Raw genomic sequence first — 21,443 nt, 5'->3', positions numbered from 1 at the left:
CCTCCTTAATCCTGTAAGAATCCGGTCAGCGGGGAAGAAGCACTGGCGCCTTTTTCAATCGTCCGTCCAAGACCAGACAGATATGCACTTCTTCCGGCCTCGATTGCCTTTTTAAATGCTTCTGCCATTACCGGAATGTCACCGGCAGTGGCAATGGCAGTATTAGCCATGACTGCAGAGGCACCCATCTCCATAGCTTCACAGGCCTGAGAAGGGCGACCGATACCGGCATCTACAATAATTGGAAGATCGATCTCGTCAATTAGAATCTGGATGAAATCTTTGGTGCAGAGCCCCTTGTTGGAGCCGATTGGAGAGCCAAGCGGCATAATGCAGGCAGCGCCGGCGTTTGCAAGGTCTCTGGCAGCATTCAGATCCGGATACATGTATGGCATTACTACGAATCCCTCTTTTGCCAGGATTTCCGTAGCTTTGATGGTCTCATAGTTATCCGGCAGCAGATATTTGGAGTCGTGGATAACTTCGATCTTCACAAAGTCTCCGCAGCCGACTTCACGGGAAAGACGGGCAATACGGACTGCTTCTTCTGCATTTCTGGCTCCGGAAGTGTTGGGCAGGAGCGTTACATTATCCGGGATATAATCCAGGATGTTGGCAAGTCCACCTTCGTTTGCACGGCGAAGTGCCAGTGTGATAATCTGTGCTTCTGCCTTCTCGATGCAGGCTTTCACAAGTTCTAAGGAGAATTTCCCGGAACCCAGGATAAAGCGGGAAGTAAATTCATGTCCGCCTAGGATAAATTTATCGTCATTCTGATTCATAGATGTTTCCTTCTTTCTTTGATTATTCATAGTTTTCGATGCTTTTTTTGAAGATTATACGCTGGTTTCGCCCAGAAGGAGTCGTGTAATCATATTTGCTTCGTGGGCGGCACAGATAGCAACCCGCGGAGCCATGAGTCCATTTCCGGCAGAAGGTTCGGTGGTCTCATCCCCACAGAGATAGAAGTTGGAAGTGACCCTCCGGGTGCGGATGGAATTACTGCTTCCATATCCTGCCATACCGGAACCGGATACCAGCTTCTTTTCAGGAAAATGTTCCAGGATTCCATTGACCAGCAAAGCCTTGGCCTCCGGACGGTCGAAGGCTTCGCAGATAATAGAATCATTCTGAAATAATTCCGGCAGATTCTCTTCTGTGACTTTTACACAGTCTGTGCGGATATCCAGGTAGGGATTGATCCGCAGAAGCTGTGGTTTCAGAGCATCGGTCTTATACATACCGATATGCTCTGTAAAGTATTGTTGACGATTCAGATTCGTAATGTCTACGACATCAAAATCAATCAGATGCAAGTGTCCGACGCCGATACGGGACAGTGCAAATGCAACATTAGATCCAAGTCCGCCAAGACCTGCAATGGCAACTCTTCCCTGAGACAGTAATTCCTGAACCTGTGGGGAATGACGCTCATTGAGTGCTTCATAGATCTGTTCTTTTGTAAGTTGTTTCATATTCTAGCCCCCTCCTACAAAACTTACCACTTCCAGTTTGTCTCCATCTTTCAGTGTAACGGCAGCATAATTCTTCTTAGGAAGAATCTCGCCGTTCATCTCTACGGCAATCCGTTCGATCCGATACTGGTTCTGAGCCAGATATTCGGCAACGGTGATAGGCTTTTCCAGTGAAACAGCCTGTCCATTTACTGTGATCATGTGTGTCTCCTTTCCCGGCAGTCATAAGTGATCAGATATAAAAAAGAGTTCACAAAGTAATACACCCGTGGTGGTGCACCCCTTCATGAACTCTCGCTCACTCTCAACTTTACCGTATTCTGTTTTTAAGATAAGGCCTTCTGTATAAAAAAAGAGAGATACCAAAGCATCTCCCGCATTTTTATTCGATACGTTCCTACGTTGGCATTATCCAAATCAGGTATATGGGTCGAAGTTCTCAACTTCCTCTCAGCCTAGTACATAAGCTCCCCGTTTCTGTTTACAGGAATTAGTATAGGAAAATATGAAAAAAAAGTCAACCAATTTTGTAAAAATAATGATTTTACATAGATTTAACAATTCCCCGATTCTGTTTTTACAAAAGAAGAGTACGCTGAATAACGTAAAATAGGAGGAAACATGCATGAGAGTAAAAAAATTCTTATTAGTTTTACTTGCAGCAAGTATTGTGATCGGCAGCACTGCCTGTCAGGACAGCAGTGAGTCTCAGGATACTGTAAAAGTAGAGGGGCTGGATGAACTGGGAGAGATACAGGTGATCTCCAGAGAAGAAGGTTCCGGTACAAGGAGTACATTTGCGCGGCTTGCAGATTTTCAGGCAGAATCAGAAGATCAGGCGGATCAGACGCGGACGGATGCACAGATTGCCGGTAATGCAGAAGAAGTGATAGATATGGTAAGCGATGATGATGCGGCAATTGGCTATGTATCAGAGGGCTCGATACAGGAAGCAGAAGGGATGAAGCAATTGAAAGTGGAAGGAATTGCGGCAGATGCCGGAGATAAAAAGTATCCTCTGAGCCGTTCCTTTTATCTGACATATGTAGGAGAGCTAAACGAGGTAGAAGAGGATTTCCTGACTTATATCCACGGTGCAGGGCAGGAGATTGTAGGGGAGAATTATGAAACGGTAGCGAAGAGCAGTACGTTTCTGTCGAATAAGGCCGGCGGAACGATTACCATAAATGGATCTACTTCTGTTGCACCACTTATGGAAGAACTGGCAGAAGCCTATATGTTGATTAATCCGAATGCAAAGATTGAGATTGAACAGTCTGATTCTACAGAAGGATTGAATCAGGCGATGTCCGGAAAGTGTGATTTTGGAATGGCCTCCAGAGACTTAAAAGATTATGAGGCAGAATTACTTGATTATGAAATCATTGCCAATGACAATATTGCAGTCATTGTAAATGAACAAAATCCACTGGAAGATATATCATTGGACACATTAAAGAAAATCTATACCGGTGATATCAATGAGTGGAAAGAGTTAAATGAAGCTGGATAGAGTATGAATAATCAGAAAACGTTCCTATAGATTCAAATACAAGTTCATAAGATAGAAGGAGATTAAGATGGATAGTAAAGTACAGATAGTCTTTGGCCTGTTAGGCGGACTGGCAATATTTATTTATGGGATGAATATGATGAGCGAATGCCTCCAGAAAGCGGCAGGAGAGAAGATGAAAAGCATTCTTGCAATGCTTACGAAGAACCCGGTGCTTGGAGTGTTAGCCGGAGCATTGACAACAGCGGTACTTCAGAGCAGTAGTGCGACAACAGTCATGGCAATTGGATTCGTCAGCGCAGGGCTTATGAATCTGCCGCAGGCAATCTCAATTATTCTTGGTGCCAATATCGGAACCACAATGACAGCGCAGATCATTGCATTTAAGATCAGCGATTACATATATGTAATTATCTTTCTCGGATTTATTATTTCCTTTATTGCAAAATCAGAAAAAGCAAAAAGCATTGGCCAGACTCTTTTTGCATTTGGTCTGTTATTCCTCGGAATTGAGACCATGGGAGATGTCATGAAACCACTTGCATCCAGTCCGGTATTTACCGATATGATCGGAAAGGTTGCAGATATCCCGATTCTTGGCGTTGCAGTGGGTACTCTGATGACATTAGTCGTGCAGAGTAGCAGTGCCACGATTGCGGTACTTCAGAACTTCGCTTCACAGGCAGGACCAGATGGAGTGACCAGTATCCTTGGCCTTACCGGTGCCATTCCGATTCTTCTTGGCGATAATATTGGTACAACAATTACGGCATTACTTGCCAGTGTAGGCCAGCCAAAAGATGCCAAGAGAACAGCGGTTGCACATTGTATCTTCAATATATCAGGATGTCTTCTGTTCATCTGGTTTATCAATCCATTTGCCAAATTTGTGCAGATGATATCTCCAAAAGGACCAGAAGTGGAAGTAATCTCCCGGCAGATTGCCAATGCACATACGACGTTTAACTGTGTAATGACATTGATCTGGATTCCGCTGATCTGGCTGATGGTCAAGATTGTAATGCGCATTGTACCGGATGGAAAGAAAGAGCTTTATGATCCGGCAGAACCGTTGTATCTGGATGAGAGACTGGTCAGCCAGCCGACAGCAGCATTACAGCTTGTTGCAAAAGAAGTGGTTCACTGCGGCGAAGTGGTCAGAACGATGCTTCAGGATACATCGAAAGCAGTAAAGAAAGAGGAAATGCCGCTTTTGGAAGATGTATTTGAAAAAGCAGCGATTGCAAGCAATCTGAATGGAAGAATTACAGAATACCTGGCAGATTTGTTCTCTGCCGGTGTACTGACAGAAGAACAGGCAACCCAGACGGCAGGAATTATGTATGTCTTAAGCGATATTGACCGTATGGGATCCTTGTGTGAGGATGTAGCAGAAGGCATTAGAGATAAGATAGAAAAGAAATACAAATATTCTAAAGATGCCATGAAAGATCTGGAGAAGATTCTGAATATGATAGAAAGTATGTATTCAGAGGCAATGCAGGCGATGACCACAGGCGATCTGGAGAATGCCAAGAAGATTCTTAAGAAGAAAGAAAAAGTGATTGAACTTGATATCAATATGAGAAAAGGCCATATGACCAGAGTTGGAAAGGGCAAATGTGCGGCCAACCTTACGGCGCCATTTAACCAGATTCTGCACAGCATTGATCGTATGAGTAATAGTTGTATGAATATTGCAGATGCAGCCCTGGGACAGGTAGATCTGAATTATTTCATTAATGTAACAGCAAATGGAGAGGAAATGAAGGCCTGATGATGATATTGGCTCTGGGAGAGACTTTAGAAAGTATCGATGAAAACCAATTAATACAGGAAAACAAACAGGCAGTATTTATCACAGATTCCCGGCATGCGAAAGAAGCCATGTCGCTTGCCGGGATGATATACGAAGGTGATATCAGTCTGTCAGAAGTATGTTTTTGTAAGATCGAGACCCAACAGGAATGTCTGGCAGGGTCTCTTTGTATACCCAAATTACTGGATGTTCTGGGCAGCAGATATCGAATCCTCTTCTTCATTAATCAACGCCATATTGTGATCATCGATGATGATGACTTTGCCAGACGGCTGATCGTGAGGATTCGAAGAAGCAAGTCTAAGCAAGGGAATACCAAAGAACGATTTATCTATAATTTCATCACGCAGTTCATGAGCAGAGACCTGGAACTTCTGGGACGCTATGAGCGTCTGATTATGACAATGGAAGAAAAAGTCCTGGAAGGAAAGACCGAAGGGTTCCAGAATGAGATCATACCAATTCGCAAGGAACTCCTGACTTTGCGGGTATATTATGATGAATTGATGGATATGGGAAAGGAATTGGAAGAGAATGAAAATGGATTCTTTGCCAAGAAGCAGCTGCGCTACTTTGGAACCATCGCCGACCGTGCAGACCGACTGATGGGAAGAACGGCGCATCTTCTGGAATATGCACAACAGGTAAGAGATGCCTATCAGTCTCAGGTAGATGCCGAACAGAATAAAAATATGCAGTTTTTAACCGTGGTATCGACCATCTTCTTCCCACTGACACTGATCACTGGATGGTTTGGAATGAACTTCAAAGACATGCCAGGCCTGGAACATGGATATCCCGGCGTCTGTGTGCTTAGTCTCATCGTAGTCGTATTCTGCATCCTGTTCTTCAAGAGAAAGAAGATGCTGTGAAGAGGGGAAATCTTGGTGGTTGGGGGCCGAATTCGAGGGGATGGGCAGATTGCTTCGATGCTTCGCTCTCATTCAACTCTTGCACCGGGATGTAAACTCTCCAAAGATTCGCGCAAAGGCGCTCTTCTCTGGAGAGCCAACATCGCGGGCAAGGATTTTCATTACGCTCCGCTTAGCCTTCTCAATCTGCCCATCTCCTCGAATTCTCCGCCAACTACCGGCAGGGATTCCCAAGAAGCGTAAGGGGCGGAATCCCTCCCCGGATGAGATGTTCCTGCGATTGAGAATGTCAGGCGCGAGGGGTGGATGGAGGGTTTGTAATCCGTCTGGACAAGCGATAGAAGCCGTTACAGAAAAAAGAGTGATAATTTTGCATGAAGATTTGGTTTCAAACCAAATCTGAAAAGGCTGCTGAGCCTCGAAATCATCAAGATTTCGGGGTGAATCAGCCTGGTTGCAAAATTATCACTCTTTTTTCTGTTAAGGATTCTTAGCGAAGGGCATCGGATTACAAACCCTCCATCCACCCCTCGCGCCGTACACTCTCAATCAAAAAACAATCTCATCCAAGATTCCCCTAGTGGATCTCACTGTGCAGCTTCTGCAGGGATTGCACCTCTCCGTTGCCATGTTCTTTTACATAGCGGATACCTTTTGCGGTGGCTCTTGCGGCGGCAATTGTAGTCATATAAGGAATCTTTGCCTTGATTGCAGCTTTTCTCAGGTAGCTGTCATCATGGATACTGTCCTTGCCGACCGGAGAGTTTACGATCAGGTCAATCTTTCCGTTGGTGATCATATCCAGAATATTCGGACGGCCTTCGTATAATTTCTTTACTTTTTCTGCCTCGATTCCGGCAGCACGAATCAGTTCATAGGTATTGCCGGTGGCAATGATCTTGAAACCGTCATCTGCGAAGCTCTGAGCAATCTCAACAACTTCTGCTTTGTCCTTGCGGTTTACAGAGATCAGAACAGTGCCTTCCAGTGGAAGCTTGGATTGTGCAGCTTCCTGAGCCTTGTAGAATGCTTCCCCATAGTAAGAAGACAGTCCTAATACTTCGCCGGTAGATCTCATCTCTGGTCCTAATACAGGATCTACTTCCTGGAACATATTGAATGGGAAGACCGCCTCTTTCACTCCATAGTATGGAATGTTTTGTTCTTTTAAATTTGCCACAGGTGATGGACGTCCGGTAAGTTCAGATGTAATAATGTCGGTGGCAAGCGGCACCATGCGGATATTGCATACTTTAGATACCAGTGGTACAGTACGGGATGCACGTGGGTTTGCTTCCAGGACGTATACTTTTCCTTTTTCAATTGCATACTGCATGTTCATCAGACCTTTGACATGCATTTCTTCTGCAATCTTTCTGGTATACTCTTTAATAGTCTGTACATTTTCTTCGGAGATGTGTACAGATGGAATGATACATGCGGAATCACCGGAATGTACGCCGGCAAGTTCAATGTGTTCCATGACAGCAGGAACGAAGGCGTGGTTACCGTCACTGATAGCATCTGCTTCGCATTCCAGTGCGTGGTTCAGGAAACGGTCGATCAGGATCGGACGGTCAGGGGTTACGCCGACGGCAGCTTTCATGTAGCCTTCCATGCTTTCAGCGTCATATACGACTTCCATTCCACGTCCGCCGAGAACGTAAGAAGGACGAACCATGACAGGGTATCCGATCTCTTCTGCAATCGCGAGTGCTTCGTCTACGGTTGTTGCCATGCCAGATTCAGGCATCGGAATCTCCAGTTTATCCATCATCTCACGGAACAGGTCACGGTCTTCGGCAAGATCAATGACAGAAGGAGAAGTTCCAAGAATCTTTACACCGTTTTTTTCAAGCTCTGAAGCAAGGTTCAGAGGAGTCTGTCCGCCGAATTGTGCGATGACGCCGACTGGCTGCTCTTTTTTGTAGATGCTTAATACATCTTCTAAGGTTAATGGTTCAAAATACAGTTTATCGGAAGTATCGTAATCTGTAGACACTGTCTCAGGGTTACAGTTTACAATAATCGTCTCAAATCCTAATTTCTTAAGAGCCAGAGATGCATGTACGCAGCAGTAGTCGAATTCGATACCCTGACCGATACGGTTTGGTCCGCCGCCAAGAATCATAATCTTTGGCTTGTCTGTCTTGACAGGATTCTTATCTTCTGCATTGTAAGTAGAGTAGTAGTAAGCACTGTCAGGAGTTCCGCTGACATGGACACCTTCCCATGCCTCTTCTACGCCAAGTTCAATGCGTCGGTTACGTACGTCTTCTTCCGGAATATCCAGAATCTGGCTTAAATATTTGTCAGAGAAACCATTTTTCTTAGCAGAAATGAGCATCTCATCAGAAGGCAGGCTTCCTTTGTGTGCAGCGAGTGCTTCCTCTTCTTCAACGAGTTCTTTCATTTGTTCAATGAAATAAGTCTTTACCTTCGTAATATCGAAGATCTCTTCAACAGTGGCACCTTTACGCAGTGCTTCGTACATAATGAAATGACGGTCACTGGAAGGAGTGATCAGCATCTGTAAGAGTTCTTCCTTACTCTTCTGGTCATAATCTTTGGCATGCCCAAGACCATAACGTCCGGTTTCCAGGCTGCGGATGGCCTTTTGGAAAGCTTCTTTGTAGTTCTTTCCAATACTCATGACTTCACCGACAGCACGCATCTGAGTACCAAGCTTGTCTTCTACACCTTTGAATTTTTCGAATGCCCAGCGGGCGAATTTAATAACAACATAGTCACCGTCTGGTACGTATTTGTCCAGAGTACCGTATTTTCCACAAGGGATATCCTTCAGAGTCAATCCACAAGCCAGCATTGCGGATACCAGAGCAATCGGGAAACCAGTTGCCTTGGAAGCCAATGCAGAAGAACGAGAAGTTCTTGGATTGATCTCGATAACTACGATTCGGTCAGTTACTGGATCATGAGCAAATTGTACATTCGTTCCGCCAATGACCTGTACAGACTCTACGATCTTATACGCCTGTTCCTGCAGCTTTTTCTGACATTCTTCTGAGATGGTAAGCATTGGAGCAGAACAGAAAGAATCTCCGGTATGCACACCCAGTGGGTCAATATTTTCAATAAAGCATACGGTGATCATATTATTGTCAGCATCGCGAACCACTTCCAGTTCAAGTTCTTCCCAGCCAAGGATGGATTCTTCCACCAGAACCTGCCCTACCAGACTGGCTTGAAGACCTCTGGCACAGACTGTTTTTAATTCTTCTTTATTATATACAAGGCCACCGCCTGCACCACCCATGGTGTAAGCCGGACGAAGAACGACCGGATATCCAAGTTCATCAGCAATATCAAGGGCCTCTTCAACACTGTAAGCGACTTCACTTCTTGCCATCTCAATACCAAGAGCATTCATAGATTTCTTGAATTCAATGCGGTCTTCCCCTCGTTCGATGGCATCTACTTGAACACCAATAACTTTTACATTATATTTATCAAGAATTCCCTCTTTAGCAAGCTCGGCACACAGATTCAGTCCAGATTGGCCTCCAAGATTAGGAAGCAGCGCATCTGGCCGTTCTTTGGCGATAATCTGTTCCAAACGTTCCACATTCAACGGCTCGATGTAAGTAACATCTGCCATCTCAGGATCTGTCATGATGGTCGCAGGATTGGAATTCACCAATACGATCTCATAGCCCAGTTTACGTAATGCTTTGCAAGCCTGTGTCCCTGAGTAATCAAATTCGCAAGCCTGTCCAATGATGATCGGTCCGGAACCGATAATAAGTACTTTGTGAATATCTGTTCTCTTTGACATTTGTTTCCTCCTCAATATGACATACTGTTTTATCTTTTTCTATTATATAGGAGAATTGAAAAAAGGAAAATGAAAATTTATAGAAAAGATGTATTTCTTGCTTTTTTATAACAAAAGTCCTATATTATTAAGAGACAAAAAAAGGAGATTAGAAAATGACATCATTATTATTAGTTGTAATATATCTGGCTTTTATCAGTCTTGGATTACCAGATGCGCTTCTGGGATCAGCATGGCCAACAATGTACCAGGAATTGGGAGCATCGGTATCCTGGGCAGGAAGTGTATCTATGATCATATCGGCAGGAACGATTATTTCAAGTCTTGCAAGTGATCGCCTGACCAGAAGACTTGGGGCGGCAAAGGTTACGACAATCAGTGTATTTATTACAGCAGTTGCTTTATTTGGCTTTTCAGTAAGCCATGCTTTCTGGATGCTGTGTCTATGGGCGATTCCTTACGGACTGGGAGCAGGAAGTGTGGATGCTGCGTTAAATAACTTTGTAGCACTTCATTATCCTGCAAGACATATGAGCTGGCTGCACTGTATGTGGGGCGTTGGTGCCAGTATAGGGCCAATCATTATGGGATGGACCATTACCGGAGGGCTTCGCTGGAATGGAGGATATCGTATTATCTCGCTGCTGCAGATTATTCTGACTGCTATATTGATAATCAGTCTTCCATTATGGAAAAAGAAATCGACAATACATTCAGGAGAAAGTACAGAATCAGAAGGGCAGTCTCTTCAACATCTGACATTTTCACAACTGCTTAAGAGAAGCGGAGTGAAAGAAGTTATGGTATGTTTTTTCTGTTATTGTGCATTAGAGACTACAACAGGAATGTGGGCTGCGAGTTATTGCACGTTAAACCGAGGAATTTCAGCAGAACAGGCAGCAAGATATGCCAGCCTGTTTTATATTGGAATTACCGTGGGAAGATTCATATGTGGTTTTATTACTTTGAAGGTGAATGACCGGAACATGATTCGAATGGGGCAGATTCTGATCGTATTAGGAGTTTTATTGGTGATCCTACCTCTGAGCCAAGAGCTTTTACTGGCAGGGTTGGTGGTCATAGGATGTGGATGTGCACCAATCTATCCATCCATTATTCATGAAACGCCGCAGAATTTTGGAGCGGATTTGAGCCAGTCTATTATTGGCGTGCAGATGGCTTCGGCGTATACGGGTACTTGCCTGGTTCCGCCAATCTTCGGCTTAATTGCACAGTACATTGATGTTGCTTTATACCCATACTTTTTGGCTGTGATATTGGTTCTTATGATTGTGATGTCAGAAAAGCTCCATATTGCAACGAGCCGTAAAGTATAGTTATTATGATCTTGCAAGATGTAGTCAGATAGACATAAGTTGGATAAAGTTGTTAGGATAATAAGGAGAAATATTATGACATTAGAGGAAGTTCGAAAAGAAATTGATGCGATAGATTCACAGATGAAACCGCTGTTTCTGAAGCGTATGGAGTGCTCCAGACATGTGGCAGAGGCAAAAGCTAAGACTGGGGGCGATGTGTTTTCTAAGGCCAGAGAAGATGAGATTATCAATAAGCGCGCAGCCGATGTGAATGCAGAAGTTCGGGAAGAGTATGTAGCATTCTTGCAGCATCTTATGAGTGTCAGCAGAAGATATCAGTACGGGATTCTGATGGGGATGCAGGATCATGTTCTGGAAGAAGTTCTGAGAACAGCAGGTCTGGATGCAAGAGAGGAACATCATCAGGTGGAAGTTGCTTTTCGCTGCAAGCGCACCGTGGGCAATGTCAATCTGTTCTTGAATATGGCAAACCTGAATAAAATAGACATCTGTCACATGAATTTTGAGACGATAGATGATGAACAGACTGTAACGATGACGCTTTGCGGCAATGTCAGAGAAAGCAATATGAAAAGATTAATCTGCCAGATGGGAAAAGAGGCAGAAGACTTCCGAATACTAAGATTAAAATAAGAGAGAATAACAGCGAAAACCCGTTAACCTTATCGGCTAACGGGTTTCGTTGTTGTTATAGTTATCTAAAAGGAATGAGAGTAAAGTGCGGCACCTGGTATTCAATCCAAGGTGCTTTTACTTTGTGAGGGGGGAGATAGTTGATGTGTTCTTCAACTATCTGTACTAAAGTATAAAGTATAAATGTGTCTAAAGTATGTTAAATCCCTTAAAGAAATCGAAAATTTCTTAAGAAGAAATTAAATTATTATTTCCTTTTTATTCTCAGAACTTATCTTCGCTCTCTGTCGATGAACATAAGAATGAATGCCAGAAACATCATCACAGAACAACATAAAATTGCCTTTTCGTGAAAAATCTTGATAAAAGCATTTCCTATTACAGCACCGATGACAAAGCAAAAGATGATGCCATAATAAAGCAGGCCTTTTTCCAGATGCCCTTTCTCTTTTGTGTAGAAATAACTGCACAGGTTCTGAGTGGCACTTCGCAGATTGCCGATACACATGGTAGTTGCTATACCGTTTCCATGTATCTTGCGGAAACTTTCCACCTGTATTCCGCATGCCAGAGAAGTCAGACTGTTCGCCAACAGGTTCATGTTATGAGGCATAAAACTTACTGTTGCCAGGATCAGAGCTTCAAACAGTACGGAAATCTGCCTCCAGTGTAATCGGATTATTCCTTTTATCCGAACAACATCGGCCAGGGCGATTCCAATGGCAAAAGCCAATACAGGGAATAGATACCGTACGACCAGATGAAAATTGCCTTCAGAAAGAGAGACACCTAAAAGAAGCATATTTCCAGTCTGGGCATTGGCAAATACCCTGCCGCGTTCCAGGTAGGAGTAGGCGTCCATGAAACCGCCGGAAAGTGCTAATATGATTCCTAATTCTATAGATTCAGAGACTTGAAGTGCACGTTTCATAATAAAGTTCCTTTCTGGCTTGCATTGATTTCGCACCAATTATAGGAGGATTCTTTTTCCATGTCAACAAGTCCAGAAGTAAATTAGCACTTTGTATAATAATTGTCAGTTTTACAAATTCTCTTTAGCAAAATTTTAAAGGGCCAAAGGATTTCCCTGAAACTATAGCTGAAAACAGGGAATTGTGGTATGATTAATGACAAGCTGAATATTATGGAGGAAAGCGATATGGAAAAATCAAAAGTTTATTTTACCAATATGAAAGCATCGTTCAATGAGAATCTGCCACAGAAGTTAAAACGCCTGATTCGTACTGCAGGTATTGAGGAGATTGATTTTAAAGATAAATATGCGGCAATTAAGATGCATTTTGGAGAACCGGGGAATCTTGCATTTTTACGTCCAAACTATGCAGCTGTCATTGTAGATATGGTAAAGGAACTGGGAGGAAAACCATTCCTTACAGATTGTAATACTTTATATGTCGGTGGTAGAAAGAATGCACTGGATCACTTGGATTCTGCGTATCAGAATGGATTTTCTCCATTTTCTACAGGCTGTCATGTGTTGATCGCTGATGGACTGAAGGGTACAGATGAGGTACTGGTACCTGTAGACGGAGAATATGTTAAAGAAGCGAAGATTGGACGTGCAGTCATGGATGCAGATGTATTCATTACGTTGAATCATTTCAAGGGACATGAGGCTACCGGTTTTGGCGGAGCACTTAAGAATATTGGCATGGGCTGTGGATCCAGAGCTGGAAAGATGGAGATGCACAGTGCAGGAAAGCCATATGTGGAACAGGAAGAATGTGTGGGCTGCGGTAATTGTATCCGTATCTGTGCACATGATGCACCTTCTATTACAGATGGCAAGGCATCTATTAATCATGATAAGTGCGTTGGCTGTGGCAGATGTATTGGTGTCTGTCCAAAGGATGCAGTCTGTCCGGCAGGGGATGAATCCAATGATATTTTAAATAAGAAGATAGCCGAATACAGTCTGGCAGTGGTGAAGGATCGTCCACATTTTCATGTGAGTCTGGTAATTGATGTATCTCCGAACTGTGACTGTCATGCAGAAAATGATATTCCAATCGTGCCGGATGTAGGAATGTTCGCATCCTTTGACCCAGTAGCGCTGGATCGTGCCTGTGCAGATGCAGTGAATCGGATGCCGGTGATTGCCGGAAGTCAGCTGGATCAGATGCCGCATGTGCATCATGATCATTTTATTGATTCTGCACCGACTACAAACTGGAAGGTGTGTCTGGAACATGCAGAGAAGATTGGACTTGGAACACAGGAATACGAACTGATAGAGATCTAAGAATGCATTTATAAATTAGGAGGAAATATGACAAAAGCAGAATTGGCACTGGAAGTTATCGAACGTTTGAAAAAAGAATATCCGGATGCGGGATGTACTCTGGATTATGATCAGGCATGGAAGCTTCTGGTCAGTGTCCGTCTTGCGGCTCAATGTACGGATGCCCGGGTCAATGTCGTGGTAGAAGGATTGTATGAGAAATATCCGGATATAGATGCACTGGCTGCGGCAGATGTTGAGGATATCGAGAAGATTGTAAGACCCTGTGGATTGGGAAAAAGTAAGGCGAGAGATATCAGTGCCTGTATGAAGATGCTGAAAGAAGAGTACGGCGGGAAAGTCCCGAAAGACTTTAACGCATTGCTTAAGCTGCCAGGTGTAGGAAGAAAGAGTGCGAACCTTATCATGGGAGATGTGTTTGGTGAGCCTGCAATTGTAACAGATACACATTGTATCCGTCTGGTAAATCGAATCGGTCTTGTAGATGGAATAAAAGAACCGAAAAAGGTAGAGATGGCACTCTGGAAGATCATTCCGCCGGAAGAAGGCAGTGACTTCTGTCATCGTCTGGTATACCATGGGCGTGATGTCTGTACGGCACGAACCAAGCCGTATTGTGAGAAATGCTGTCTGAAAGATATCTGTGCGAAAAATGGAGTAGAGTAAGTTCATAAGAAGTGTATAGGAGGATGGTTATGGCAGATATTGTAGGAATGCTGGATGAATTACAGAATCGTGCTCTGAAAGATGAGAAACTTAAAAAGCAATTGCTTGCAACGCGGACAGAATCAGATCCGGTAGCTGCATTTTGCAGGACATGCAGGGAATTGGGATATGAGATCTATGAGATGGAACTGATCAGCGCCGGGGAGGAATTTCATGCTTCTATGAAAAGAAGTACCAATGGAGGCGGAGAGAATTCACCGATGTTGGAAAGTGAAGATGACTTCTATGAATTGTTTTTTGCAAGTCTGGAATAAAAAGAGATGGCAGGTGAATCGTAATGATTACTTGCCATCTTTCTGTCAAAGCTTATGGTTGATTCAGATTCATGCTTTTCAAAGTTTCAACAAGCTCCATATCGTCTTGTTTTAACTTGATATTTGAGCAATAATTCTTTCCCTCTGGTGTTGTGACTGTGATCTCAATCACTGTTCCTTCCATCAGAGCTTCCCTGGATACTGCGTTTATAAATAAAGGAAATTTGGGATGGTTGGCGCGGAAACGGTCAATACAGCTTTTTATTTTTTGAATCATTGCAATCTGATTGAAGTTCATATTCATGATGATTTCGCCTCCTTTGAACATATACCTATGGGGCATTATACTGGAATTGGAGGAAATAGTCAAAAGGAGAATGAATAAAAGAAAATGGAACCGATAGATATATTAAAGCAATATTTTGGATATGACACGTTCCGTGAGGGGCAGCGCCCATTGATTGATTCTGTCCTGAAGGGACGGGATGTTTTAGGAATTATGCCTACGGGAGCTGGAAAGTCGATGTGCTTTCAGATCCCAGCACTTATGATGGAAGGCATTACCCTGGTCATCTCTCCTTTGATCTCACTGATGAAGGATCAGGTCGGAGCACTGAATCAGGCAGGAGTCCATGCGGCGTTTTTGAACAGTTCGCTGACAATGGGACAATACGTGAAAGCGCTTCGCCTGGCAAAAGAAGGTCGTTATAAGATTATCTATGTAGCACCGGAACGATTGGAGACGGAAGGATTTCTTGAGTTTGCGTTATCTGAAAATGTGCATATCTCCTTCCTGGCAGTGGATGAAGCACATTGTGTCTCTCAGTGGGGGCAAGACTTCCGCCCCAGTTATCTGAAGATTATGGAATTTCTAAAGAAACTGCCATATCGTCCTGTGGTTGGAGCTTATACGGCAACTGCAACAGAAGATGTACGTGATGACATTATGGATATTCTAGAGTTGCAGAATCCATACGTGATGACGACTGGATTTGACAGAGAGAATCTGCATTTTGCAGTAAAAAAGCCGGTAGATAAGTACAAAGAACTGGTACATTATCTGAAAGACAGGGAGAAAAAGTTCTCGGGAAGCAGTGGGATCATCTACTGCCTTACCAGAAAAAATGTGGAAGACATTTGCTATAGATTGAGAAAGGAAGGATTTTCCGTTACGAGATATCATGCCGGATTAAGTGATGAGGAACGAAAAGAGAATCAGGAAGACTTTATCTATGACAGACGTCAGATTATGGTGGCAACCAATGCATTTGGTATGGGGATTGATAAGTCGGATGTGCGCTTTGTGATTCATTATAATATGCCGAAGAATATGGAGAGCTATTATCAGGAGGCGGGACGAGCCGGCAGAGATGGAGAACCGGCGGAATGCATCCTCTATTATGAACCCATGGATGTGCGTACGAATCGTTTTTTTATAGAAAATGGAGAAGATAATGAAGAGTTAGACGAATTCACACGCCAGCTTGTAAAAGAACGGGATATTGAGCGTTTGAAGCAGATGACGTTCTATTGTTTTACCTCCGAGTGCCTGCGCCATTATATATTGAAGTATTTTGGAGAGAATAGTTCGGGGTATTGTGGAAACTGTCTGAATTGTATGACTCAGTTTGAAGAGGTTGATATTACCAATGAGGCAAGAGCCATTATTCATTGTATGGATGCAAATCGAATGAACTATGGTGTTTCTACAATTATTGATATTCTGCGTGGCGCGAAGAATCAGAAGATTCTCTCCAAAGGATTGAATCAGAATCCGGAGTATGGAACTTTGTCACAGATAACAGTGGCAAGACTCAGACAGATCATACAGGAATTAATGTATCAGGGGTATCTGGAATTGTCCGGTGACCAGTATCCGGTCATTCAGACGACGAGGAAGTCAGCCGAATTCCAGCAAAATAATCGTACACTTGTGATGAAACTTGCAAAAGAAAAAGAACAAGAAGAAGTGTCAGGAAGAAAGCAGAAGAGGGGAAGCAGGAAAAAAGCCGGAGCTGCTGCTATGCTTTCGGAAAAGGATCTGGAGCTCTTTGAAACTCTTCGTGTGCTCCGCCGGGAGATTGCCGAGGAAGAAAAGGTGCCTCCATATATGATCTTCTCGGATAAAACACTTGCCTTAATGAGTGCTGCGCATCCTGCGAATCTTGAAGAAATGCTGCGAATCAGTGGAGTGGGAGAATTCAAACTACAAAAATACGGGGAACGTTTTTTGCAAGTTATTTGCAGGTAACCAAGAATCACTGTTGAGAATTATTAATTACTATGTTGTCATATTAATGATACAGAAGAGGGTAGAGAAACATGATGGATTTACAATATGCAAAAAAGCAGTTTGAATGTTATCTGAACCATTATGACAGGGACGATGACAAGATACGGTTGAAGATTGTGCACACATATGGCGTGGTAGAATGTAGTCGCCAGATTACCCAGAGAATGGGACTGCCAGAAGAAGATAGGCAGTTGGCACAACTGATAGGCTTGCTACACGATATCGGAAGATTCGAACAGTTGAAACGATACAACAGTTTTGAACCGAATACCATGGACCACGCCAGTTTTGGTGTGCAGATATTGTTCGAAGAAGGAATGATTCGTCAGTTTGTGCAGGATAATACGTGGGATTCTATTATAAGGACGGCTATTGCAAAACATAGTGATTATAAGCTGGAAGGAATCGAAGATTCCCGAGAACTTATGCATGCCCGTATTATCCGGGATGCAGATAAGCTTGATAATTGCCGTGTCAAACTGGAAGATCCAATTGAGACCATGCTGGGAGTCTCTGCTGAAGAAGTAGGAAAGACGAAGATCAGTCCAGAAGTCATGGAACAAGTTTATAGAAAAGAATCTATTCTTTCTCAGACCAGAAAAACAAAGATGGATTACTGGGTATCTTATCTGGCATATTTTTTTGATATCAATTACGAAGCGACATTTCAGATCATAAGAGAACAAAACTATGTAGACCGCCTGATCAATAGAATCCCATATTCCAATCCTGAGACGGTGGCGAAGATGGAAGAAGTGAGGAGCATAATACATTTTTAAGAATATGTTTATAGAATTCTCTATTTCCCTGGCGTATAATTATTAACATACATGTGAGGAGGCCATTATATGAAGTGGAAGTCTAGACAGGAAGTACAGGAAAGGGAATATGATTATGAAGTAGAACGAACTCCGGTGACTCGTTACCAGCCGGTATATACAGAAGGCCTTACAAACAGGCAGGTACAGGAGCACAGAGATGGAGGCTGGTCGAATCTGTCCGTAGATCCTCCGGCGCAGACTACTAAGGAAATTATACATGAGAATGTATTTACATATTTTAACTTGATATTTCTGGTGCTGGCAATACTACTCTGCCTGGTGGGTTCTTTTCGGAATCTTACGTTTTTACCGGTGATCATCATTAATACTTTAATAGGTATTATTCAGGAGATCCGGTCGAAGAATGTATTGGCAAAGTTGAATATGCTGAATGCACCGCATGCCAGTGTGGTACGTGAGGGTAAAGAATCAGTTGTGGATTCGGAAGAATTAGTGTTGGACGATATTGTTCTATTTAAAAGTGGCAACCAGATCTGCGCAGATGCAGTCGTTGTGGAAGGAGAAGTGCGGGTTAATGAGGCTTTGCTTACCGGCGAATCGGACGAGATTATCAAGAGATGCGGAGAGCATCTGATGTCCGGGAGCTTTGTGGTAGCCGGACAATGCCATGCCCGGCTGGAAGCAGTAGGAGTGGATTCTTATATTTCAAAATTGACGTTGGAAGCGAAAGCGATGCAAAAGGGCGAACAGTCGGAGATGATTCGTTCATTGGATAAACTGGTCAAGTGTGTGGGGGTGGCACTGATTCCAATTGGAATTGTGTTGTTCGTTCAGGGATTCTTCTTTAATGGAGAGACATTCCGCAATAGCATAACTTCCATGGTAGCGGCAGTGATTGGCATGATTCCGGAAGGATTGTATCTTTTGGCCAGTGTTGCTCTGGCTGTAAGTGCTATGCGTCTGGCGAAGAAGAAGGTGCTGCTTCATGATATGAAAAGTATTGAGACACTGGCTCGTGTAAATGTCCTGTGTGTAGATAAGACAGGAACTATTACAGAGAATTCGATGAGTGTGAAGAAGTTGGTTCCGACCCAATTATATGATAAGGAGACAACACCAGAACTGGAAAAATTGGTCGGAGACTTTGTCAAGGCCATGGGCAGTGATAACAGTACGATGGAAGCGCTGAAAGAATATTTTAAAGATGGAACCGGAGCTGTTGCAGTTCGTACAATTCCATTCACATCTGCGACGAAATACAGTGGAGTCGTGTTTGAGGAAAAATCTTACGTACTGGGAGCGCCAGAGTTTGTGCTGCGTGAGGACTATGAGACTTATCGGCTGGAGATTCAGACTTATGCAAAGCGTGGCTATCGTGTGTTGGTTTTCGGAACATATGAAGGAACGCTGGAAGGAACGAAGTTGACAGAGAAGGTTCTCCCGCTGGGGTATATTCTTCTTGCCAACCCGATTCGAAAGGAAGCACCAGAGACATTTGCCTACTTTGCAGAGCAGGGAGTGGAAGTAAAGGTCATCTCTGGAGATAATCCTATGACAGTATCTGAAGTTGCAAAAGAAGCAGGTATTGAGAATGCAGAGGAATATATAGATGCAACAACGCTTACAACAGATGAAGATGTGGAGCGTGCGGTCGCAAAATATACGGTATTCGGACGGGTAACTCCTGCACAGAAGCGGCAGTTTGTACAGGCTTTAAAGAAGCAGGGCAAGACAGTCGCAATGACTGGCGATGGAGTCAATGATGTACTTGCACTTAAGGATGCGGACTGTAGTGTGGCTATGGCGTCAGGAAGCGATGCGGCAGCACAGGCATCTCAGGTGGTATTGTTAGAGTCGGATTTTTCCTGTATGCCATCCGTTGTGTTGGAAGGAAGACGTGTGGTTAATAATATTCAGCGTTCAGCAACACTGTTCCTTGTGAAGAATATCTTCTCTTTCCTGCTGTCCTTGTTCTCCGTGGTATTTATGATTACTTATCCGCTGGAACCTTCGCAGGTATCTTTGATCAGTATGTTTACGATAGGAGTTCCTGCGTTCTTCCTGGCATTGCAGCCGAATAAGGATCTTATTAAAGGTCATTTTTTGCCAAATGTAATTCTAAAGGCATTGCCGGCGGCTCTTACGGATGTTCTGGCAGTAGGTTCTCTGGTAGTATTTGGGCAGATCTTTGCAGTAGGTGCAACCGACATCTCAACAGCAGCTACGATGCTGCTTGCAATTGTCGGATTTATGATTCTGTATAGAATCTGTCAACCGTTTAATGTATTTCGAATTGTGATATGGGTAGGCTGCGTCATCGGGTTGCTGGCCTGCAGCATATTCCTGCCAGATTTATTTGCAATTACAGGAATGTCTACGAAATGTATCATGCTGTTTGTGGTATTTTCAATTGCAACAGAACCGGTGCTTCGTTATCTGACGATGTTGGTTGGTGGAATGCAGGATTTACATAAGAAGATCTTTCATAAGAAGGCATAAGAAACCGGAAAACAATAGTAGGAGATGATAGAAAATGAAGTTGCAAGTAGTGTTAGGAGATATTACCAAGAGTACCTGTGATGCAATCGCAAATGCGGCGAATACGTCTCTGCTTGGCGGAGGCGGCGTAGATGGAGCAATTCACAGGGCGGCTGGCCCAGAGCTTTTAAAAGAATGCCGGACTCTGGGTGGATGTAAGACGGGAGAAGCCAAGATTACAAAGGGCTACCGGCTTCCGGCCAGATACGTGATTCATACGCCGGGGCCAGTCTGGCATGGTGGACAGCATAACGAAGAGAGATTGCTCTATAATTGTTATGAAAATTGTCTGAAACTGGCAGTCGATGCTGGATGTAAAAGTATTGCATTTCCGTCAATCAGTACAGGAATCTATGGTTTCCCGTTAGAAAAAGCGGCACCGATTGCGGTAAGTACCATCCGCAACTTTTGCACAGAGCATCCGGAAATCGAAGTAGTGCAGATGGTGTGCTTTGATCGCAATACTCTCTCTTATTACGAAAAAGCAGTAAAAGAACAAGACATTTAGTCGAATGTGAGGAACCTAGACAGGGATGATATTACCATCCAGATCTTTCCAGATAAAAGCTCCGTCATAGATCATGTATCCATGGGCGGAGTTTCCTTTTGGAATGGATACAGAGCCAGGATTCATATAGATATAATCGCCCATGTTCTGGTTAGCCGGAATATGAGTGTGACCATTCAGCAAGATATCCCCGTCTTTTAACATCGGCGGATTCTGTGGATTGAAATGGTGCCCGTGTGTGGCGAAGATTGTCTGTCCGTCTAATTCCAGAAAGCAATAGTCAGCCAGAATCGGAAATTCCAGAACCATCTGATCCACTTCGGTATCACAATTACCCCGAACGCACAATAATTCTTGCTTCAAAGGATTCAGCATAGCAATTACTTCTTTTGGATTATAATCCTTCGGCAGATCATTTCTGGGACCATGATATAGAATATCCCCCAACAGCAATAATTTGTCTGCCTGTTCTTTCTGGTAAGCTTCTATCATTTTTTTACAATAATATGCGGAACCATGAATATCTGATGCAATCATTAATTTCATGTAAAGTACCTCTCTTTCTCATCATGTACCTTATTCTAACATAAATCATCAGAGGAGTAAAATTGGATTTCTTTCTGATATTATA

General features: G+C 43.4%; 19 protein-coding genes and 1 riboswitch. Of the genes, 12 read left to right on the top strand and 7 right to left on the bottom strand.

From position 1 onward, the window contains the following. Positions 1–5: 5 nt before the first annotated feature. The 3 genes from ACQRD1_RS10205 to thiS are packed head-to-tail and all read right to left on the bottom strand — an operon-like array spanning position 6 to position 1,676. The gene (locus tag ACQRD1_RS10205) at positions 6–782 is read right to left on the bottom strand and encodes a thiazole synthase (RefSeq protein WP_235232712.1); all 777 of its coding nucleotides are present in this window, start codon (positions 780–782) and stop codon (positions 6–8) included. A gap of 54 nt (positions 783–836) precedes the next feature. Then, positions 837–1,475, bottom strand: coding sequence for a sulfur carrier protein ThiS adenylyltransferase ThiF (gene thiF, locus ACQRD1_RS10200; protein WP_235232711.1), 639 nt, complete (start codon positions 1,473–1,475; stop codon positions 837–839). A gap of 3 nt (positions 1,476–1,478) precedes the next feature. Continuing rightward, positions 1,479–1,676 (bottom strand): sulfur carrier protein ThiS, encoded by a 198-nt coding sequence (gene thiS, locus ACQRD1_RS10195; protein ID WP_235232710.1) that lies wholly within the window; start codon positions 1,674–1,676, stop codon positions 1,479–1,481. A 176-nt stretch (positions 1,677–1,852) separates the two neighbouring features. Continuing rightward, a riboswitch (TPP riboswitch) is annotated at positions 1,853–1,959 on the bottom strand. Between the two features lie 141 nt (positions 1,960–2,100). On the opposite strand from thiS, the gene ACQRD1_RS10190 reads away from it, so the two are divergent. The 3 genes from ACQRD1_RS10190 (at position 2,101) to ACQRD1_RS10180 (ending at position 5,679) form a co-directional block, all read left to right on the top strand. Next, on the top strand, positions 2,101–2,988 hold the full coding sequence (locus ACQRD1_RS10190; RefSeq protein WP_427787462.1) for a substrate-binding domain-containing protein: 888 nt from the start codon (positions 2,101–2,103) through the stop codon (positions 2,986–2,988). A 67-nt stretch (positions 2,989–3,055) separates the two neighbouring features. Further along, positions 3,056–4,765, top strand: a complete 1,710-nt coding sequence (locus tag ACQRD1_RS10185; protein WP_427787461.1) for a Na/Pi cotransporter family protein — start codon at positions 3,056–3,058, stop codon at positions 4,763–4,765. Beyond that, positions 4,765–5,679, top strand: coding sequence for a CorA family divalent cation transporter (locus ACQRD1_RS10180; RefSeq protein ID WP_427787460.1), 915 nt, complete (start codon positions 4,765–4,767; stop codon positions 5,677–5,679). Before ACQRD1_RS10185 ends, ACQRD1_RS10180 begins: the two co-directional genes overlap by 1 nt. 577 nt (positions 5,680–6,256) lie before the next feature. Here the strand turns inward: ACQRD1_RS10180 and carB are convergent. Continuing rightward, the gene (carB, locus tag ACQRD1_RS10175) at positions 6,257–9,475 is read right to left on the bottom strand and encodes a carbamoyl-phosphate synthase large subunit (RefSeq protein ID WP_347376319.1); all 3,219 of its coding nucleotides are present in this window, start codon (positions 9,473–9,475) and stop codon (positions 6,257–6,259) included. A 155-nt stretch (positions 9,476–9,630) separates the two neighbouring features. Here carB and ACQRD1_RS10170 point away from each other — a divergent pair, with 155 nt between their 5' ends. Continuing rightward, positions 9,631–10,812 carry an MFS transporter gene (locus tag ACQRD1_RS10170; protein ID WP_347376320.1) on the top strand — a complete coding sequence of 394 codons (1,182 nt, stop codon included), beginning with the start codon at positions 9,631–9,633 and terminating at the stop codon, positions 10,810–10,812. Positions 10,813–10,887: 75 nt separating this feature from the next. Continuing rightward, on the top strand, positions 10,888–11,448 hold the full coding sequence (locus ACQRD1_RS10165; RefSeq protein WP_235232704.1) for a chorismate mutase: 561 nt from the start codon (positions 10,888–10,890) through the stop codon (positions 11,446–11,448). Between the two features lie 271 nt (positions 11,449–11,719). Here the strand turns inward: ACQRD1_RS10165 and ACQRD1_RS10160 are convergent, their stop codons facing one another. After that, positions 11,720–12,379 (bottom strand): YoaK family protein, encoded by a 660-nt coding sequence (locus ACQRD1_RS10160; protein ID WP_235232703.1) that lies wholly within the window; start codon positions 12,377–12,379, stop codon positions 11,720–11,722. 228 nt (positions 12,380–12,607) lie between these two features. On the opposite strand from ACQRD1_RS10160, the gene ACQRD1_RS10155 reads away from it, so the two are divergent. The 3 genes from ACQRD1_RS10155 to ACQRD1_RS10145 are packed head-to-tail and all read left to right on the top strand — an operon-like array spanning position 12,608 to position 14,691. Further along, positions 12,608–13,711 carry a DUF362 domain-containing protein gene (locus tag ACQRD1_RS10155; protein WP_347376321.1) on the top strand — a complete coding sequence of 368 codons (1,104 nt, stop codon included), beginning with the start codon at positions 12,608–12,610 and terminating at the stop codon, positions 13,709–13,711. A 27-nt stretch (positions 13,712–13,738) separates the two neighbouring features. Beyond that, positions 13,739–14,377, top strand: coding sequence for an endonuclease III domain-containing protein (locus ACQRD1_RS10150; RefSeq protein ID WP_235232701.1), 639 nt, complete (start codon positions 13,739–13,741; stop codon positions 14,375–14,377). 29 nt (positions 14,378–14,406) lie between these two features. Further along, a complete protein-coding gene (locus ACQRD1_RS10145) occupies positions 14,407–14,691 on the top strand; it encodes a hypothetical protein (RefSeq protein ID WP_235232700.1) in 285 nt (94 codons plus the stop codon). Between the two features lie 52 nt (positions 14,692–14,743). Here the strand turns inward: ACQRD1_RS10145 and ACQRD1_RS10140 are convergent, their stop codons facing one another. Beyond that, a complete protein-coding gene (locus ACQRD1_RS10140) occupies positions 14,744–14,989 on the bottom strand; it encodes a hypothetical protein (RefSeq protein WP_235232776.1) in 246 nt (81 codons plus the stop codon). A gap of 93 nt (positions 14,990–15,082) precedes the next feature. Between ACQRD1_RS10140 and recQ the strand changes: the two genes are divergently transcribed. The 4 genes from recQ (at position 15,083) to ACQRD1_RS10120 (ending at position 20,812) form a co-directional block, all read left to right on the top strand. After that, positions 15,083–16,942 carry a DNA helicase RecQ gene (gene recQ / locus ACQRD1_RS10135; RefSeq protein ID WP_427787458.1) on the top strand — a complete coding sequence of 620 codons (1,860 nt, stop codon included), beginning with the start codon at positions 15,083–15,085 and terminating at the stop codon, positions 16,940–16,942. A 74-nt stretch (positions 16,943–17,016) separates the two neighbouring features. After that, positions 17,017–17,763 carry an HD domain-containing protein gene (locus tag ACQRD1_RS10130; protein WP_347376375.1) on the top strand — a complete coding sequence of 249 codons (747 nt, stop codon included), beginning with the start codon at positions 17,017–17,019 and terminating at the stop codon, positions 17,761–17,763. A gap of 69 nt (positions 17,764–17,832) precedes the next feature. Continuing rightward, positions 17,833–20,265, top strand: coding sequence for a cation-translocating P-type ATPase (locus ACQRD1_RS10125; RefSeq protein WP_347376323.1), 2,433 nt, complete (start codon positions 17,833–17,835; stop codon positions 20,263–20,265). Between the two features lie 34 nt (positions 20,266–20,299). After that, entirely contained in the window at positions 20,300–20,812 is a 513-nt protein-coding gene (locus tag ACQRD1_RS10120) for an O-acetyl-ADP-ribose deacetylase (protein WP_427787455.1), read from the top strand. A 15-nt stretch (positions 20,813–20,827) separates the two neighbouring features. Here the strand turns inward: ACQRD1_RS10120 and yfcE are convergent, their stop codons facing one another. Next, complete coding sequence (gene yfcE, locus ACQRD1_RS10115; RefSeq protein ID WP_235232696.1) at positions 20,828–21,358, bottom strand: phosphodiesterase; 531 nt, start codon at positions 21,356–21,358, stop codon at positions 20,828–20,830. Between the last annotated feature and the right edge of the window lie 85 nt (positions 21,359–21,443).

It is taken from the genome of Bariatricus sp. SGI.019, assembly GCF_050315235.1.
Classification (GTDB): Bacteria; Bacillota; Clostridia; order Lachnospirales; family Lachnospiraceae; genus JAFBIX01.
Note: the sequence above shows the minus strand (reverse complement) of the source record. Positions and strands in the feature narration are given on the sequence as shown.